Annotated in this window: 10 protein-coding genes; all 10 read right to left on the bottom strand. The window is 39.1% G+C overall.

The window, feature by feature from the left end; genetic code table 11:
* Window positions 1-38 precede the first annotated feature (38 nt).
* The 10 genes from R4Z09_RS18560 to R4Z09_RS18605 all read right to left on the bottom strand — a co-directional run bounded on the left by R4Z09_RS18560 (window position 39) and on the right by R4Z09_RS18605 (window position 15,585).
* On the bottom strand, window positions 39-1,244 hold the full coding sequence (locus R4Z09_RS18560; protein WP_338448234.1) for a hypothetical protein: 1,206 nt from the start codon (window positions 1,242-1,244) through the stop codon (window positions 39-41).
* Between the two features lie 260 nt (window positions 1,245-1,504).
* Window positions 1,505-2,491, bottom strand: a complete 987-nt coding sequence (locus tag R4Z09_RS18565; protein WP_338448235.1) for an electron transfer flavoprotein subunit alpha/FixB family protein — start codon at window positions 2,489-2,491, stop codon at window positions 1,505-1,507.
* Window positions 2,492-2,510: 19 nt separating this feature from the next.
* A complete protein-coding gene (locus R4Z09_RS18570) occupies window positions 2,511-3,278 on the bottom strand; it encodes an electron transfer flavoprotein subunit beta/FixA family protein (protein WP_338448236.1) in 768 nt (255 codons plus the stop codon).
* Between the two features lie 53 nt (window positions 3,279-3,331).
* Entirely contained in the window at window positions 3,332-5,464 is a 2,133-nt protein-coding gene (locus tag R4Z09_RS18575) for an acetate--CoA ligase family protein (RefSeq protein WP_338448237.1), read from the bottom strand.
* Window positions 5,465-5,575: 111 nt separating this feature from the next.
* Complete coding sequence (locus R4Z09_RS18580; protein ID WP_338448238.1) at window positions 5,576-6,805, bottom strand: acyl-CoA dehydrogenase family protein; 1,230 nt, start codon at window positions 6,803-6,805, stop codon at window positions 5,576-5,578.
* Between the two features lie 318 nt (window positions 6,806-7,123).
* Window positions 7,124-7,900, bottom strand: coding sequence for an ABC transporter ATP-binding protein (locus tag R4Z09_RS18585; RefSeq protein ID WP_338448239.1), 777 nt, complete (start codon window positions 7,898-7,900; stop codon window positions 7,124-7,126).
* A 26-nt stretch (window positions 7,901-7,926) separates the two neighbouring features.
* A complete protein-coding gene (locus R4Z09_RS18590; protein ID WP_338448240.1) occupies window positions 7,927-10,011 on the bottom strand; it encodes a (Fe-S)-binding protein in 2,085 nt (694 codons plus the stop codon).
* Window positions 10,012-10,121: 110 nt separating this feature from the next.
* On the bottom strand, window positions 10,122-11,255 hold the full coding sequence (gene meaB / locus R4Z09_RS18595; protein WP_338448241.1) for a methylmalonyl Co-A mutase-associated GTPase MeaB: 1,134 nt from the start codon (window positions 11,253-11,255) through the stop codon (window positions 10,122-10,124).
* 2 nt (window positions 11,256-11,257) lie between these two features.
* Window positions 11,258-13,423 carry a methylmalonyl-CoA mutase gene (gene scpA, locus R4Z09_RS18600; protein ID WP_338448242.1) on the bottom strand — a complete coding sequence of 722 codons (2,166 nt, stop codon included), beginning with the start codon at window positions 13,421-13,423 and terminating at the stop codon, window positions 11,258-11,260.
* Window positions 13,420-15,585, bottom strand: a complete 2,166-nt coding sequence (locus tag R4Z09_RS18605; protein ID WP_338448243.1) for a methylmalonyl-CoA mutase family protein — start codon at window positions 15,583-15,585, stop codon at window positions 13,420-13,422. The genes scpA and R4Z09_RS18605 overlap by 4 nt, the downstream gene beginning before the upstream one ends.
* Between the last annotated feature and the right edge of the window lie 191 nt (window positions 15,586-15,776).

A 15,776-nucleotide genomic window follows, 5' to 3' on the forward strand; every position in this document is an offset into this window, starting at 1 on the left:
GATAAACAAAAAGGGTAAGTGCCCTCCTTTTCACTAACCTAAGAAAATTTAACTGCAGTAAATACAATCAAACTAACTAAAAGAAAATAATATATGCCAAAAACGGTATTCCATTTGGCAACTTGAAGGGAAGAAGAGCCAGTAAAACTGGATATAATGGATGTTGAACCATTAAAAGGACAAACCATAATCCCGATGACCATTGCCGTCATCAACGAACCACCCCATATAACTGGATGTATCCCAATAGTTGAAGGATCCACAATATGCAACACAATAATATATGCGATTAGAGGATGCATTCCCATCATTGAAAACAGAATCACAACCAGCATGAATACACTAACCAGCAAACTAGGATTAAGGTTATTGGATAACCATATGAGTCCGTTCGTTATGAATTCAAATAATTGTGAAGACTCTAGTACTCCTACGAAATAACCCGCACTTAATAGCAGGGCAAACATCCCAAACAGATTAACTAATTCATTTTGAATATAAGAAGAAACCTCTTGGAAATATTCATTCCGTTTCTTCAATAGAACACTCCATACGTATGAAAATGGAATGGATAGTATAGAAGTTAAGTAGATTAAACTTACATTTAAGTTTTCATTAAGGAGTATGATACTTATAACATAGATCGTGATTGGAATACATAACCACATGATAGATTTATATGAGATGTCATTCCCCATACTATTTTGTAGTTGAACAGGAATATAATTCAATCGTTTACGGTCTAATAACTGCCCAAGTATAAGACCTAATACAGAAAGACATAAACCAAATAAAAAAGCAGGTATGAACTTTGCCTCAGTATGATCGACCATTTGTGAAAAACCAATACTCAGTGGACTAAAAAGCATGGACAATGAATATCCTTGTATAATAGCAATTCCCATATATTTATCAGGAATGCTCAACTTCACACTAGATTCTTTCACTAAAGTATGTGTCATGTTCATGGCAGCCATATGAATGACACTCCCTGTAATAAAAGCTAATACTTGAGTAAAAGAAAAAAACTGGCTTGATTTTTTAATTTTTTTCAATGACAATTGTTCAATTGATGAGGCGTAACCGGATAGCTTCACAGGTAATGTTAGTAAGGGTACTAATGCGATAAGAGTAATGACATCAGCCGTATTAGTAAAATAAACCATTTGGTATATAAAATTCTTTTCTTCAATAATCGTAATAACAATACCAAACAATAAAAATATCAATAAAATAGATAACATGATCCCTCTCAATCTTGGTAAAGAGAGTATCATACAAAGGAATGAAAATATTGTTAAAATGACAGAAATCAAAGTAGATGGAAACGGTATACTTAATAAATAAAATATAAAAGTAAAAAGAAAGGATACCGTACAAATTTTTTTATACAACCATTCTCCCCTTCTTCCTTATGATAAGAGGATTGCAAAATGCAAACAGAAAATTGACAATAAGAAATAGTTTATTGCCAATCTACTGTTGAAGATTCTATTCAAAATGTTTAAATAGCATGGGCCTCTGCTAATAGATTTTTTAATTCCTCTGTCAGCATTGGAACCACTTCAAACAAATCACCAACAATTCCATAATCTGCAATCTGGAAAATTGGCGCTTCTGGATCCTTATTGATAGCAACGATGATTTTTGAATTACTCATACCTGCAACATGCTGAATTGCTCCTGAAATTCCACAAGCAATATACAGATCAGGTGTCACCACTTTGCCGGTTTGTCCAACTTGCATCGAGTAATCGCAAAACTTGGCATCGCAAGCTCCCCTCGATGCACCAACAGCTGCACCTAAAACTTCGGCTAATTCATTTAATGGCTGGAATCCTTCCTTGCTCTTGACACCACGACCGCCAGATACGATAATTTTTGCTTCTGTTAAATCCACACCTTGAGTTGCTCGTCGAATTACATCTTTAATAACTGTGCGGATATTTGTAATTTCGGTATCGAAATGAATAACATTAGCTGTAAGACTCGTATCTGCTTCATTTGGCTCAATGTTATTAGGACGAATAGTAGCAAAAATAGTTCCTTCTGCAACCTTCTTCTTTTGGAATGCTTTACCTGCATAAATTGGACGAATAAATTGAATATCGGAATCATTGACCTCAAGACCCGTACAATCTGAAATAAGTCCTAAATCTAATCGTGCAGCCACTCTTGGAGCTAAATCCTTACCAATAGAAGTGTGTCCTAAGATGATTGCATCTGGCTGGATTTCATTAATGATTTGAGTGAATGCTTGTGTATAACCATCTGTTGAATAAGTGTCTAATTGACTATTTTGGACAACATAAACCTCATTAGCGCCATGCTGGGCAAGCTGATTAACATGGTTTTGGGCGTTACTGCCAAATACGGCAGCAATCACTTTCCCTCCGTCTGAGACTTGTTTTGCAGCGGCAATGGCTTCAAAAGTTACATTACGTATATTTCCATCTCGAGTTTCAGCAAAAACTAATACATTTTTACTCATTTTGATCAGCCCTTTCTTTTTATATTACCTTTGCTTCTTTATATAGTAATTGAACTAATTCATTGACTTGGTCAGATAATTCACCACTTAATACCTTTCCTGCCTCTTTTTTAGGAGGAAGATATTGTTCTGTAATAACCGTTTTTGAAGGGATATCATCAGCATCAATATCTAAATCATCCGCTTCAAGTCTTTCTAGAGGCTTTTTCTTTGCTTTCATAATCCCTGGTATAGAAGGATAACGCGGCTCATTTAATCCTTGTTGAGCTGTAATGAGAACCGGTAATGATGTTTCAATGAATTCCGTCTCCCCTTCCACATCCTTTTGAACCTTTGCAGTTCTTCCATCAATTTCTAGACCAGTAACCGTAATGATATGCGGAATATCTAACAACTCTGCTAGTCTTGGCCCTACTTGCGCTGCTCCATCATCCACGGCCATATATCCACCAATAATAATGTCATAGGAATCTCTTTTGATTACAGCAGCAATGACTTTAGAAATTTTATACTCATCTCCAAATAGATCCTCATCCTCAACAAGAATAGCTTTGTCAGCACCCATCGCAAGAGCAGTTCGGAGCGCATCCTCTGCACGATCAGGTCCTACTGTGAGCACGGTTACCTCCCCACCATGTGTTTCTTTTAACTTAACAGCCTCTTCAACCGCAAATTCATCATAGGGATTAATGATAAATTCAACACCATCTTCTTTAATTAAACCATCTTGAATGACGATTTTTTCTTCAGTATCAAAGGTCTGCTTGAGTAACACTAAAATATTCATTTTGTATTTCTCCTTTCGATGAAATCTTATTATTTTTTAAAAATTCCGTAAATTTAATTAACACTTTCTAATACCTGTTTATTCAATGTAATTAAGGCATCAGCTGTCTTAACTCCATTACCTGCTGGATACACCATCACTGGGTTTAAATCCACCTCTTTGATTTCATCTGCATAGTCTATAACAAGGTGACTGACGGAGGTGATCAATTCAGTAAGTGCTTCGATATCTGCTGGAGGCTGCCCTCTTAATCCATTTAAAATGGAAGATCCTTTTAACTCTTGAATCATCGTTAATGCTTCGTTTTTATCAACAGGTGCTTTTCTAATTGAAACATGTTTAAATGCCTCTACAAAAATCCCCCCTAAACCGACCATAACCATGGGTCCAAATTGAGGATCGTTATTTGACCCTATAATCATTTCGGCAACAGGACGATCCAGCATCTCTTGAACTAATACACCTTCAAATTCTGCATCCTGTATCTGCGAAATCGTTTGACGAATGTATCTAAATAATTGAATTACATCCACATCATTCGTAACATTTAAGTGAACAAGATTGGCATCTGTTTTATGTAAAATCTGTGGTGACATACCTTTTAATACGACAGGATATCCAATTTCATTAGCCACTTTAACGGCCTCTCCCTCTGTTTTAGCCATCATTTCAATGGTAACGGGAATATCATAATGTTTTAGTAATGATTTACTGTGTACTTCCGTCAAAATATTCGATTTAAATAATGTGAAATTAAGATTCTTTTTTATCCATTTTAATTGACCTTTTATAGATTGATCGAAATGATTGCCCAAATAGCACAAGGCGTTCGCTACTTTAACCATTGTGATTGGATCATCAAAAACAGGAATTCCCGTTTCATGTATCTTCTTTTTGGTTTCTGGTGTAAACAAAGTTGTCAGCAGCTGCGGAATATGTGGGTATTCTTTTTGGATGTCTTTCATGGCAGATAAGAGTTCCTCAAAAGCTTCTTTTTTATAACCTTGTATGCCTGTAAAGGTAACAATCATATCATAATGTCCGTTATCTAGTATTTCTCTCAAAAATTCCCCAAATATCTTCGGGTTATTGACTAAATGTCCTGTAAAATCAATTGGGTTTTGTACAGATGCAAACGGAACAAGTTGAAGTAGTTTTTTCCTTACATTTTCATCAGGAATAGGTAAATGTACATCTTGGAACGCGAGATAATCTGCCATCATAATTCCTGCTCCACCTGACACGGTAAAAATGGCGATATTTTTTCCTTGTGGGAGCCGTCCAAAAGAACATGCATAGGAAATATCTAATAATTCTTGAATACTTTCTACCCGATAGGCACCAGCTTGGTTGAAGATCGCATCATAGGAAGCATCCTCCCCAACTAATGAGGCTGTATGAGATAATGCCGCCTTACTTCCAATTTCTGATTTACCAGTTTTTAGAATAATGACCGGTTTTTTATTTTTCTTGGCCATTTCTAATGCTGCTATTAACTTTTTCCCGTCTTTACAGCCTTCTAAATAGACAGCGATTACGTCTGTATGTTCATTTTGAGCTAAATAGGCAATGCAGTCTGCTGCATCGATATCTGCTTCATTACCAGTGCCGATAAAATAACTAAGTCCAATTTGTTTTTGGGCGGCTAGTGTATAGATGTATCCGCAAAATGCTCCGCTTTGACTGACCATCCCAATTCTCCCTTTAGGAACCTCTCCTAAAGAAGGTGTGAGCGCAAAATTGGCAATGGCTCCCTTGTGTAAGTTAAACATACCAACTGTGTTTGGTCCTAACACTCTCATTTGATAGTTTTTTGCTATTTTCGTTAGTTCTTCTTGATCTCTTCTCCCTTTATCCCCAATTTCGGAAAAACCAGAACTCATAATGAGAACGGACTTAACCCCATGTGCACCACAATCACGAACAGCTTGTAAAACCATAGAATTTGGCAAGATAATAATTGCTAAATCAACTTCAGCAGGAATTTGATTGATATGGGTATAGCAGGTTAAACCTGCGATTTCGTTATATTTAGGATTGACAGGAAAAATACTTCCCTGATAGTTAAAATCTACTAAATTCTTAATAGGAAGTCCTCCAATTTTGGTTAAATCAGAGGAAGCTCCTATTATGGCAATGCTATTTGGATCTAGTAAGGGCTTTAGCGTATCTAATTCTAATTTCATTGTTTATCTACCCTTTCTAATAGAACCCGCTATGTCTATCATTGTGAATGATTTAAAATCGGAAGGTTTTACAATTTCATCCAATAAAAATTGTAAAACCTTGTCAATTGATTATTGATATACAACGCTGTCCTTTATACTAGGCATTAACTCACTTGGCTTGATTTGTTCATCAAGTAAATGTTTTGCAATCGTACGGCGAAGCATTTCATCTGAACCTTCATATACTCTCCAAACACGTAGATTACGGTACCAGCGCTCAATAGGGAATTCTTTTGTGAAGCCCATACCGCCATGGATTTGAATAGCTCTGTCCACAACACGGTTAACCATGTTCGTCCCATAAAGTTTTGCCATGGAAGCTTGATGTCTAAATTTGATGCTATCATTTTTATCAGAGTTCCAAGAACCTTCTTGATCAGCCATCCATGCGGCACGGAACATGATCCATTTTGCTGCTTCTATTTCAGTTTGAGAATCTGCTATCATCCATTGAATCGCTTGGTTTGTTCCGATTGGCTTTCCGAAAGTAACACGAGTATTCGCATAATCAATACACATTTCTAGTAGTCTTTCTGCAGCACCAACACTTCGTGCAGGAATCACCCAACCACGGTTATGATTGATGAACATCATCGCATATTTAAAACCTTTTCCTTCTTCACCGATGATATTTTCTTTCGGTACACGAACATTATCAAAAATTAATTGTGCAGGCTCCCATGTCCCACCCATTGTTTGAATTGGTTCAGATTTAAAACCCATTTCGCGGTCTACAAGGAATGCTGTCACCCCGCCGCTTCTTCCTTTTGATTTATCAGTAGAAGCGAAAACGATTGCAAAATCAGCTTCCATACCACGTGTGATGAATACTTTTTCACCGTTAAGGATATAATAGTCCCCATCTTTTACAGCAGTTGTGTTCATTTGTGGGTCGGATCCACCACTTGGTTCAGTTAAAGCAAAACAAGGAACCTTATCACCTTCTATAACTGGTACAAGATATTTTTGTTTTTGTTCTTCGTTACAAGCGTATAGAATATTATTGGCATGTCCACCAAATTCAAACGGAACAAATGTTCTATACTGCTCCATTGTAATAATAGCACTTGTAATAGGATCGAGGTTAGCACCGCCGTATTCTTCTGGTGTATTAATTCCCCAGAACCCAGCCTTTTTTGCTTTCAATTGAAGCTCTTTTAATTTTTCTTTGGATAATCCCGGTCTACCTTCACGCTCATTTTTTAGAACGTCCATTTCTAGTGGAATTAACTCCTTATTAACGAAATCCCTTATTGTTTTTTGTACCATTCTTTGTTCTTCAGTTAATCTAAAATCCATTTCAACTTCCTCCTTTTGTTGATTGTCGACTATCATTTTATTATTTTGTTCTTCGTTGATTGTCGACAACTTTATGTTTTTATTATACGATTCATAATACTTAAAGTAAATTAGATTATTCTGAATATTACTTTAATTTTTCTGAAAGATAGAAATTCTGTGAATCATCTTTAAGTGAGAGTATCTTCCACGCTATGATAATTTGTTACGCATATTAGGATCCTATTTTCACAGATATTGAGATGTGCGCTTGGTTAAATGAATAGGGCTGTCCGAAAAGTAAAAGTGCAGACACTTTTTTTGGACAGCCCTTTTTTATTATGCCCGTACTAGCGCAGGTCGATCGTGATTCCATAAGACTTCAACATCTAAATGAAAGAAATCTGATAATCTAGCACTGGTCAAAACATCCTTTGTCTTACCGGTTGCAAATACTTCTCCCTTTTTTAATAACAGAGTATGGGAGAAGACAGGCAGAATTTCATCCACATGATGGGTAACGTACAGTAAGGTCGGTGCGTTTTCAGTTCTGCTTATTTTGTCAATCGTATCCAATAGCTGCTCTTTTGCAACAAAATCTAATCCGTTTGTCGGTTCGTCTAAAATTAACAGCCCCGGCTCGGCCATTAAAGCACGACCTATCAGTACACGTTGTTTTTCTCCCTGTGACAAGGTTCCATAGCTGCGGTTAGCATATGGCATGCAGCCTAGCTGCTCCAATAAAGATATCGCCTTTTCTCTAATTTCCTGTGTCGGCTTTTCGTATAATCCAATTGATGCATAGGCCCCGCTTAAAATAATTTCAAAAGAATTATACGATAGATTAAATTTTTGCTGCAGACTGGATGAAACAAAACCAATTTGTTTGCGCAGCTCTTCACCTAGCATTACCTTGCCAAATTCTCTTCCCAATACCTCCATTTTCCCTTTCGTAGGAAAATTGTAGGCACAAAGTGTATTAAGCAGTGCTGTTTTCCCGGCACCATTTAAACCATATACCACCCAGCTTTCACCTTTATCTACCTTCCAATGAATGTCTTTCAAAATCCATTTACCATCTTTCATTAAAGACACATTTTCCATATCTATAATCATTCTATAATCTCTCCTCTTTACACCTTTTAAAATACTGATTTTTCAAGGATTTCAACCACATCTAATGTTTGGACTTGTCCGTCCACCTCTTTTGCCTTTGTTCCATCATTGATCATGGTCAAGCAATAAGGACAGCCCGTTCCAATCATGGTGGCGTTCGTTTCAAGAAGTTGTTCGGTTCTGGACAAATTAATACGGGTTCCCTTATCTTCCTCCATCCACATCCGTCCACCACCGGCACCACAGCACATGGAATTCTCACGGTGCCTTTCAGGCTCTACTAATTTAACTCCTGGAATGGATTTTAAAATTTCACGAGGTGCATCATATATCTTATTGTAGCGACCTAAATAACAAGAATCATGATACGTAATCACTTCTTCCATTCTGTTCTTCGGTGTTAATTTTCCTTCTTTAATTAATTTTTCTAGTAACTCCGTATGGTGATACACTTCTGCTTCTAGACCAAACTCAGGATATTCATTTTTCAGTGTGTTAAAAGCATGTGGATCGATAGTAACAATTTTCTTAACATCATACTTTTTGAATGTTTCAATATTACCTGTTGCCAATTCCTGGAATAAGAACTCGTTTCCAAGACGACGTGGTGTATCTCCAGAGTTCTTTTCTTCATTTCCTAGAACGGCTACTTTTAATCCAGCCTTATTTAATAGACGTACAAACGATTGCGTTATTTTTTGACTACGGTTATCATAGGAACCCATTGATCCAACAAAAAATAGAATATCAAACTCTTCTCCTGCTTTTTTCAATTCTTTTGCGGTTGGAATCATTACTTCTTCCTCTAACGAATCACGCCAATTAGCCCGTTCCTTACGGTTAATTCCCCAAGGATTTCCTTGACGTTCAATATTGGTCATCGCGCGCTGAGCATCCGGATTCATTTTTCCTTCTGTCAAAACTAGGTAACGGCGTAAGTCAATGATTTTATCTACATGCTCATTCATAACAGGACATTGATCTTCACAGTTACGGCATGTCGTACAGGCCCAAATTTCTTCTTCTGTCACAACATCCCCTATTAAACTTACATTTTCAAGAGTAGCTGCTGCTTCGCTAGAGCCAGCTCCAGCAAGAGCTAGTTGATTAGCTTTTAAGTTTTTGAAGATAAAAGCAGGTGCCCATGGCTGTCTAGAGGTCACTGCAGCACCTTTTTCTGTCAAATGATTTCGCATGTGTACAATGAGATCCATCGGAGAAAGTGTTTTACCCGTTCCTGAAGCAGGGCACATATTGGTACATCTTCCGCACTCTGCACATGCATACAAATCTATCAACTGCTGTTGGGTAAAATCCTCAATTTTCCCGACACCGAACTCTTCAGCTGTTTCATCTTCAAAATCTACTTTCTTTAACTTTCCAACTGGACCGGTTTTTCTAAAGAAAATATTAATCATAGCAAATATCTCATGAAATTGCTTTGACTGTGGTACAAACACAAGAAATGAAAAGACTGTCAACATGTGAATCCACCAGAATACGTAGAACGATACCGTTGCTGCTGTTATTCCAATCCCTGAGAATAATAAGGCAATTAGGCCTGAGAATGGTGCATAAATGAGATTTGGTTCATGACCTAGCATTACCGCTTCAAATCCTAATGCAACGAGAATTGACGAGGTTAGCGTGAATAAGGCAATATAGACAAAAAGTGCTTTTCCGTCTCTTTTCCACTGTAACCTTTTTAGTTTCTCTCCATAACGTCGATAACAGCCATAGACAATTGCTAACATCATCAGAAAGTTAGTCCACTCCTGTAAAAAACTAAAGTATTTATGTGCTTCACCAAAAGGAAATTCATACCCTTTAATAAATCCCTTTATGATTAGTTCGATAAGTCCTATTTGTATGATAAAAAATCCATAGAATAATATTAAATGCATCGTACCGCTTTTTTTATCTTTAAATAATTTGGACTGACCGAAACCATTCACTAATACACCATTGATTCGTTCTTTGAGGTTCGGTTCAAAATCAGCTTTCTTACCAAGCTTGATAAACAAATAACGACTGTATAGCAAATTAGCAAATAGATAAACAGCATATCCACCTACAGCAATAAACGCCAAAAGGTTTATAAGTGCAAACATGTTATCTCCCCTTGCTCTTCAAGATTGATTGGAGGGAAAGAAATATCCGCCCTCCCACCTTAAAATTCTATATATACTCGATTTGTTTTCGTACCTTAATCGATTCCTCTTTAATTAAAAATTTTCTCATATGTTTTCAACAGTTGTTTTGCAGCCATGGTGGCAGACATTTCACCGTTTATCAATGCCTTTTCAATTTCCGGAATGGATCGGCTCACATCTGAATCGTTGAAGAAGCTTGTCCGAAGATAATCTTCCACCATCGTGTACATCCAATCAATGGTTTGCTTCCGGCGCCGCTTCCAAAATACACCTGATTCAGATGTTTTGTTCTGGAATTCTTGAATCACCTGCCAAATATCAGAAATCCCCTCACCCGTTAATGCTGAACATGTATAGGCTTTGGGATTCCAACCTTCTGTTATGGGCTGTAAATAATGCAGAATTCGATTAAACTCAGACTTTGCTGTCAATGCACGCTGTTTATTATCTCCATCCGCCTTATTAACAAGGATCGCATCAACCAGCTCCATGACACCCTTTTTAATCCCTTGAAGTTCGTCACCGCCGCCTGTCAACATGACCAATAGAAAGAAGTCGACCATAGAACGTACAGTCACTTCACTTTGCCCGACCCCTACGGTTTCTACAAGAATGACATCAAAGCCGGCTGCTTCACAAACAAGCATCGTTTCCCTGCTTTTCCGATTTAGCCCACCAAGGGTTCCTCCTGAGGCCGACGGCCGGATAAATGCATTGGGATGACGTGACAGCATTTCCATCCTCGTTTTGTCCCCAAGAATGCTGCCTCTTGTAACCGTACTGCTCGGATCAACAGCAAGAATTGCCACTCGATGTCCTTGCTCACAAAGCATGGTACCCAACGCTTCTATTAATGTACTTTTTCCAGCACCAGGAACACCAGTAATTCCGATTCTTATCGATTTTCCTGTGTAGGGAAGCAGCTGCTTCAACACTTCTTGAGCTTTTTCCATATGCTTTGGGTTATTACTTTCAACCAAGGTAATGGTTTGGGCGATAATGGTCCGGTTCCTTGAACGTACCCCATCGATATAGCCACTAATCGATAAACGATTCCGTCGTGGTGTAAGTAGTGGTGATGCATGATTTACCTTTTCTTTCCGTTTAGAGTCTTCCCCCATAACCCCTTCTACCACTCGAGAAGTGAATTCAGCTCCCCCATCTACTGGTACCCATTCAGGTTTTTTATACTTTTTATCCATACTCAGATCTCTTCCTCAAGACGGCGGTTGATCTCTTCCAATACTTTTTGTGCGGCGGCAGGTATCACTGTACCAGGTCCAAAAATGGCTGATGCTCCATTCTGCTTTAAAAATTCATAATCCTGTGCCGGAATCACTCCGCCTATAACCACAACAATATCTTCACGGCCAAGTTTTCTTAATTCTTCTATTAACTGTGGCAATAATGTTTTATGACCGGCAGCAAGCGAACTCATACCTACTACATGAACATCATTTTCTACAGCCTGCATGGCTGTTTCCTCCGGAGTTTGGAATAGTGGACCGATATCGACATCAAAGCCCAAATCAGCGAATGCTGTGGAAATAACCTTTGACCCGCGATCATGACCGTCCTGTCCCATTTTGGCAATCAGGATCCTTGGGCGTCTCCCTTCCCGTTTTTCGAATTCGTCCGCCATCTTTCTTACTTGCTCAACCTGTTCGTCTTCACCAAACTCCGCACTGTATACTCCGGATATGGAACGAATGACAGCCTTATGTCGGCCTGCTACCTTTTCATATGCATCTGAAATTTCCCCAAGGCTTGCTCTCGCCCTTGCTGCTTCAATCGCTAAAGCTAACAGATTTCCTTCCCCTGTCTCAGCTGCCTTCGTAATGGCATCAAGCGTTGATTTCACTAATGCTTCATCTCTGTTTGCACGCAATTCTCTCAATCTCTGAAGCTGTGCCTCACGTACAGCCGTATTGTCTACTTCAAGAATTTCAAGCGGATCTTCCCGCTCTAAACGGTATTGATTGACACCGATGATTGATTCCTTACCAGAATCAATTTGAGCCTGACGTCGGGCCGCTGCTTCCTCAATCCGTAATTTCGGCAAGCCTGTTTCAATCGCCTTTGCCATACCACCAAGTGATTCAACCTCTTGAATATGTGCCCAGGCGCGGTTTATCAGATCCTTAGTAAGGGATTCCACATAATAGGACCCGCCCCACGGATCGACAACCTTACAAATCCCTGTTTCATCCTGCAAAAATAGTTGGGTATTACGGGCAATCCGGGCTGAAAAATCCGTTGGAAGAGCAATCGCCTCGTCCAGTGCATTCGTATGAAGCGACTGAGTATGACCCAATGCGGCTGCCATGGCTTCCGTGCAGGTCCTTATCACATTATTAAAAGGATCCTGCTCAGTGAGACTCCAGCCGGAGGTTTGACTATGTGTCCTTAAAGCCATTGATTTTTCACTTTTTGGGTTAAACTGCTTGATGAGTTTAGCCCAAATCACCCGTGCCGCACGCATTTTTGCGACTTCCATAAAATAATTCATCCCGATAGCCCAGAAGAAAGACAGCCGAGGTGCAAATGAATCGATATCGATACCAGCTTTTAGTCCTGTCCGAACATATTCCAATCCGTCCGCCAACGTATAGCCTAATTCAATATCCGCAGTCGCTCCCGCTTCCTGCATATGATACCCGGAAATACTAATGCTGTTGAACTTCGGCATATACTGTGAAGTGTAGGCAAAAATATCAGCAATGATCCGCATCGAAGCCTCAGGTGGATAGATATAAGTATTCCGTACCATATATTCTTTTAAAATATCATTTTGGATCGTTCCGGTCAGTTGTGATTGATGAACTCCTTGTTCCTCTGCAGCAACGATGTAGAAAGCCATAATAGGAAGAACTGCTCCGTTCATCGTCATTGAAACAGACATTTGATCCAATGGAATGCCGTCAAATAATATGTTCATATCTAAAATCGAATCGACTGCAACACCGGCTTTTCCTACATCTCCTACTACACGCGGGTGATCGGAATCATAGCCGCGGTGTGTAGCCAGGTCAAAGGCAATCGAAAGCCCTTTCTGACCTGCAGCCAGATTTCGTCGATAGAAGGCATTGCTTTCCTCTGCCGTAGAGAAGCCGGCATATTGACGAACGGTCCATGGCTTTGTAATATACATAGTCGGATATGGGCCGCGTAAAAATGGAGCAATTCCGGCAACATACCCAAGATGTTCGATCCCAGTCAAGTCTTTATTGTCGTATAAAGGCTTGACATCAATCTGTTCCATCGTCTTCCATATATGATCGTCTAAAGCAGCCATATCCATCTGCTCTGTAAAAGCTGATACAGATGTTCCCTTATAATCAATGGCCGTAAAATTCGGATTACTAATCATATTCCAACTCCTTTCCGCTGTTGAAGCTCAAACAGCATGTCATAACAATTCGATTGCATATGAACAAATTCATCCACACCTGCTTGCTTGAATTGTTCCGCTTGTTCTGGATTTGGAAGACCCGCTACGAAAAGAATAATGTCCGGATTTTCCTGTTTAAGCTTTTGTGCCAATTGTGGTACTATTTCAGGATAAGCTGCGTCATTCGAGCAGATTACGACGATGGAGGTACCAGACGTAAGGGCAGCCTGAACTGCTTGATCAACCGTTTCAAAACCGTTATTTGAAATCACTTCAAACCCGCCAACCTCGAAAAATCCAATTGAGAAATCAGCACGCGGTTTATGCTGTGAAAGTGGACCCATATTCGCAAGAAAGACTTTTGGATATGAACCGTTCCTTTCTTTATAGATTTCTGCCTTCACCCTTAAAGCTTCAAAGTGTTCCGCTCCACGGTGTATATTTAATGCTTGAATGGTCGGTGAAATCTCATCAGTTTGGCTAATTGCCTGAATCCATTCGCTTAAAGTGGCACCACCTTGGATGGCTTGCAGAGATAGAGGCACGATTCCTCCTTTAGATATCCTCAATTTATTAAGCATTGCTTCCTTATTACTTCTATCATTTGATCTTCGATTATTTCCTATCTCTACACATCGGGTTTGATAAACATATTGCCTGTCCTCTTTATTCTCTGAAAGCTTTTGTTCACTCAAGTTTGAATACATATTTGTTCCTACAAATTTATCTTTACGCAGACCAATATTGTTAAGCCGCTTGTCTGAAATATCTTTGATCTCCGCTTGCACATAACCGCTGTTAAGTGTCTTGAACATACCGCCTGCACTTTCAATATACTGGAATTCTATCCATGCCTTTTTAGCAAGAGCATCCGTAAGAGATTCAACGTACCAGGAGCCGCCGGATATATCGGCCACTTTCGATAAGTGAGCTTCTTTTTCCAAAATGATTTGCGTATTTCTTGCAATCCGTCGAGAAAATTCATCAGCGGGGCGAATCGCTTCATCAAAAGGTGATACATGAAGACTATCAACCCCGCCAATAATGGCTGCAAAGGCTTCCGAAGTACCACGAAGAATATTGACATACGGATCATACTTCGTTTTGTTCCAAGCAGACGTTCTGGCATGAATGGTCATTTTCTGTGCTTCTTCATCTCCGCCAAATGCAGCAATGATCTGAGACCAAAGTAACCGAGCGGCACGCAGCTTAGAAATTTCCATAAAGAAATTTGAGCCAATCGAGAAAGAAAAGAGGATTTTTGGTGCAATTTCTTCAATTGACAACCCTCTTTTTCGTATTTCCCGAATGTATTCAACACCGGAAGCCAAAGAGAATGCTAACTCTTGAACAGCATTTGCTCCGGCATTATGATAAGGATCTCCCTGTACTAGAATCGTCTTTAATCCTGGGGTTTCTTCTTTCGCCCAAAGGGTAAGGTGGGCCATTAAATCATATGCTTTCTCCATAGAAAACGGGAGCTCACCTTCTTTTACAAGCATTCCAAACGGATCCATACCTATACATCCGCGCAGCTTGTTAATATCCATTCCTGCCTGTTGGGCATGTTCAATAACCATGCAATAAATTGGTAACCCTACACAACCCGCCTGAATAAGAAGCGGTGTTTGTTCAAGGTCAATCCCGGCAAAGGCTTTATTTAGATCCTGTAAGGAACTAATTGATACTCCTCCCTTACCTACTTTTTCAGGTAAAGCCTGATTCGGATCCTGTCCTAAGGAGGAGGCTTGATCGAGTACAAGGTTTAGCATCGTCTGACCTCGTTCCAGGTCATTTTTAGCTGCCTCATTAAATTCTAAAGGGGTACTATAGACAAGCTCTTGACATACCTCCCAGGTTTTTTCTCGATAACCTAATGCCCGTGTTCCACGTACATAAGGGGCAGCTCCTGGCAGCGAAGAAAGATGCGATAGACCCTCTATATCCTCTTTTCTATACATGGGTTGCAGTAATATTTCTTCATAGGTTTTCAAAACAAGCTTCTCTTCAAAGGAGGCGCCTTTTAATGATTGCTCTGCTGCTTTCCTCCACTCTTGATAAGAAGGAAATGGAAATTCACGGAAGAGCTGACTTCCTTCATGTACCTCTTGATCTACTTGCTTATGAATAACTTTTGTCATACGTTATCCTCCTCTCTTTCATCTAAAATCGATTTCACTAATTGGAATATAAAAAATTTGCCTGACAATATTAATAAATTATTTATAAGATAATAGTTGTTGATTGTCGACAATTTTATATATTTATTATATAATTCAAAATAGTCAAAGTAAAGTATATTAATCCGAATATTACTTTAAATTCCCTGAAA

This window comes from Niallia oryzisoli (assembly GCF_036670025.1).
Classification (GTDB): domain Bacteria; phylum Bacillota; class Bacilli; order Bacillales; family Cytobacillaceae; genus Bacillus_BD; species Bacillus_BD oryzisoli.

What these genes read in the sequence shown, in the direction of transcription:
- R4Z09_RS18560 (WP_338448234.1), bottom strand. Translation starts at nt 1,244, where the DNA reads ATGTTATCTATTTTATTGATATTTTTATTGTTTGGTATTGTTATTACG.
- R4Z09_RS18565 (WP_338448235.1), bottom strand. Translation starts at nt 2,491, where the DNA reads ATGAGTAAAAATGTATTAGTTTTTGCTGAAACTCGAGATGGAAATATA.
- R4Z09_RS18570 (WP_338448236.1), bottom strand. Translation starts at nt 3,278, where the DNA reads ATGAATATTTTAGTGTTACTCAAGCAGACCTTTGATACTGAAGAAAAA.
- R4Z09_RS18575 (WP_338448237.1), bottom strand. Translation starts at nt 5,464, where the DNA reads ATGAAATTAGAATTAGATACGCTAAAGCCCTTACTAGATCCAAATAGC.
- R4Z09_RS18580 (WP_338448238.1), bottom strand. Translation starts at nt 6,805, where the DNA reads ATGGATTTTAGATTAACTGAAGAACAAAGAATGGTACAAAAAACAATA.
- R4Z09_RS18585 (WP_338448239.1), bottom strand. Translation starts at nt 7,900, where the DNA reads ATGATTATAGATATGGAAAATGTGTCTTTAATGAAAGATGGTAAATGG.
- R4Z09_RS18590 (WP_338448240.1), bottom strand. Translation starts at nt 10,011, where the DNA reads ATGTTTGCACTTATAAACCTTTTGGCGTTTATTGCTGTAGGTGGATAT.
- meaB (WP_338448241.1), bottom strand. Translation starts at nt 11,255, where the DNA reads ATGGATAAAAAGTATAAAAAACCTGAATGGGTACCAGTAGATGGGGGA.
- scpA (WP_338448242.1), bottom strand. Translation starts at nt 13,423, where the DNA reads ATGATTAGTAATCCGAATTTTACGGCCATTGATTATAAGGGAACATCT.
- R4Z09_RS18605 (WP_338448243.1), bottom strand. Translation starts at nt 15,585, where the DNA reads ATGACAAAAGTTATTCATAAGCAAGTAGATCAAGAGGTACATGAAGGA.